General features: G+C 57.6%; 3 protein-coding genes. All 3 read right to left on the bottom strand.

The features are described from left to right. Positions 1-389 precede the first annotated feature (389 nt). A complete protein-coding gene (locus tag IL54_RS01030) occupies positions 390-1,496 on the bottom strand; it encodes a phage major capsid protein (RefSeq protein ID WP_037472280.1) in 1,107 nt (368 codons plus the stop codon). Between the two features lie 152 nt (positions 1,497-1,648). After that, the gene (locus IL54_RS01025; RefSeq protein ID WP_037472279.1) at positions 1,649-2,239 is read right to left on the bottom strand and encodes a hypothetical protein; all 591 of its coding nucleotides are present in this window, start codon (positions 2,237-2,239) and stop codon (positions 1,649-1,651) included. Positions 2,240-2,309: 70 nt separating this feature from the next. After that, positions 2,310-2,543 (bottom strand): hypothetical protein, encoded by a 234-nt coding sequence (locus tag IL54_RS23815; RefSeq protein ID WP_156106033.1) that lies wholly within the window; start codon positions 2,541-2,543, stop codon positions 2,310-2,312. Positions 2,544-2,615: the final 72 nt, after the last annotated feature.

Genomic DNA, 2,615 nt, shown 5'->3' with positions numbered 1-2,615 from the left:
GATCCGCCAGCATCCCATCACTGATCCCCATCCCACCCCCCAGAAAAAAATAGCGCTGACACCCCACCAGCAAAATCCTCCCCTGTAAGGGGGGGGACCACGAAGTGGTGGAGGGGTGTCACCCTATCGATAGCGTGACACCCCTCCGTCTGGCCTGCGGCCAGCCACCTCCCCTGCCAGGGGAGGATCAACCCAATTCAAAGCCCGAAAAAACCTTCTCCCCAGCGGGGAGAAGGATACGCAGCCTTAGCGGCGCAGCCGCCTAGGCGAAGTTGGATGAGGGGGCTCCACCTATGGCCCCGCAAAAAAGCCCCTCCCCTCAAGGTTCAAACGAGGCACGTGACTCGTTTGAAGGGTTGGGGTGGGGGAGTCCCACCACCGCGCCTCAACTACGAAGCCGCAAACCGCATCAATTTGATCGCCTCGCTATTGCCCACACCCCCGCCGATCCGCTTGACCGCATAGAAATGCACGAACGGCTTGTTGCTGAACGGATCGCGCAGGATGCTCGTCTCGTTGCGCTCGGCCACGACATAGCCCGCCTGGAAATTGCCAAAGGCGATCGACAGGCTGTTGGCCGCGATGTCGGGCATATCCTCCGCCTCGACCACCGGATAGCCGAGCAAAGTCGCGGGCTGCCCCGCACTCAACCCCGGCTGCCAGATGAACGCGCCATCGGTCGTTTTCATCTTGCGGATCACCGACAGGGTCGCCGAGTTCATCACGAAACACGCCCCCTGCCGATAGGGCGCGCGCAAACTCTGCACCAGGTCGATCAGCTTGTTCTGCGGGTCTGTCGCCGGGAAAGCCCCCGCCGCCCCCGACGCCACATATTGCAGCGACCCGAACGCGCGCACCCCGTCCGCCTCATTCGTGGTCGTATAGGTCAGGAACCCCTTGGGCTTGTTCGTCCCATTGCCAGTGACGAAGGCCGCCCCTTCCGCCACCGCAAATTCCCGCGCAATCTCGCTCGCCAGCCAGCCCTCGACATCGAACTGCGCATCATCGAGCATCGCCTGGGATGCGGCCGGATTGGCGAATAATTCGCCCGATGGCGGCACGATCTCGTTGAAGACCGGCGTCCCCGTCTCTGCCCGCGCGCCCGTTTCGCTCGCCCAGCCCGACACGATGCCGCCTGCACTCACCAGCTTGCGATAGCCCGCCGTCCCCGTCCGCACGACATTGGCGATGGCGCGGATCGGCGACAGCGACTTGAGCGTCGTACCAATCAACTGATCAATCTCGCGCGGCACCGCATAGCCCCCGGCCGCGCCGGTCGCCCCGGAAAAGCTCTTCAACTCCACCCCGGCTTCCAGCCCCTGCCGCACATAGCGATCGACAAAAGCACTGCGCGCCGGGTCAACAGCCCCGCCCTTCACCCCATCGAGCGCCGGCCGCTGCATCGCCACCCGCAAAGCCCCCAGATCCGCCTCCAAAGCCGCAATCCGTTCCCCCTGCACCACCGCATCAAAGCTGCTCTCCAAAGCATCCGTCATGTCATTCTCCCGCTAGAAAACACAAAAAAGGGCGGCCCCGGATGGGACCGCCCTATGAAAAACAAACCTTCTCCCCAGCGGGGAGAAGGATACAAAGCCTTACCGGCTCCGCCGGCTAGGCGCAGTTAGAAAAAAGCACATTCGTTCGGAGTTCATTTTACCAAAAGTGCGTGAACTGATGGCCATGTATCCATCATAACAAACGCGACATACTTACGCGGAATGTCAGCTAAAATCGCAATTTGAGCGAGCGAAATCTTGCCTTCCTTATACGCTGGCATCAGCAAATCGCGTGCCGCGAGCGGTAAGAGTAACGCTGCAGCTCTCCACTCGGCTAGTCGGTCCACATTCGCATCTAGTCCATCGCCTTGAGGATCTTGCATCTCAGGTGGCAAGCCTATCTTTTCCGCCAATCGTTCGATATCGCCTATCGTATTTGTAAGAGCCCAGTCAGGATCAAGGACGTGAAGCAACTCCTTGCAAGCGATCAAGCGCTGCCAATTTGGATCATGGCCACGATGGTAGTAGATGTTTACGCAACGTCTTGTTTCCGCTCCGTAAAGTCCGTCTCGCAGGTGAAAAACCTTGATCTTGCCTTGGAGTATCTCGGTGTCAAAATCGACCCCTATAAACTCGATGTCGTCTTCACACCCGCCTGCTTTTAGCTCTCGCAGCACATCGTTCACGTCAATGGGCAAGTTTTCGCAGGTAGAAAAGACTTTAATAAGGTCGCCAGCGTTCATCGTTCAACCCAAACAAAAAGAGCCCAGGAATAACCTAGGCTCTTAAATCTTCGTCCCAAGTGGACGAACGCTATAGCGAAGCAGCAAACTCGCGTATATTAATTTTTTCGTGCTTACTCACGGGCGCGTTACGACTGACATCCGCAGCCTTAACTTTCACTTGCGTCCCGGCGAGGCTGGATTGTTCAAGCATTTCAGCGGCAGTGATAACGTCATCACGAGTACCACGGAAAAATTTCACGTTGACCAAATCTTCGCCGTGCCCAGAGAATGGGCAGTCAAGGCCTTCTCTCAATCCAGACATGACATACTCCTGTAAATTCGACCGATCATTACATAGCTAAGAACGGTTACCAAATGATTTTGTTCAATGCCC

This window comes from Sphingobium sp. ba1, assembly GCF_000743655.1.
Classification (GTDB): domain Bacteria; phylum Pseudomonadota; class Alphaproteobacteria; order Sphingomonadales; family Sphingomonadaceae; genus Sphingobium.
Note: the sequence above shows the minus strand (reverse complement) of the source record. Positions and strands in the feature narration are given on the sequence as shown.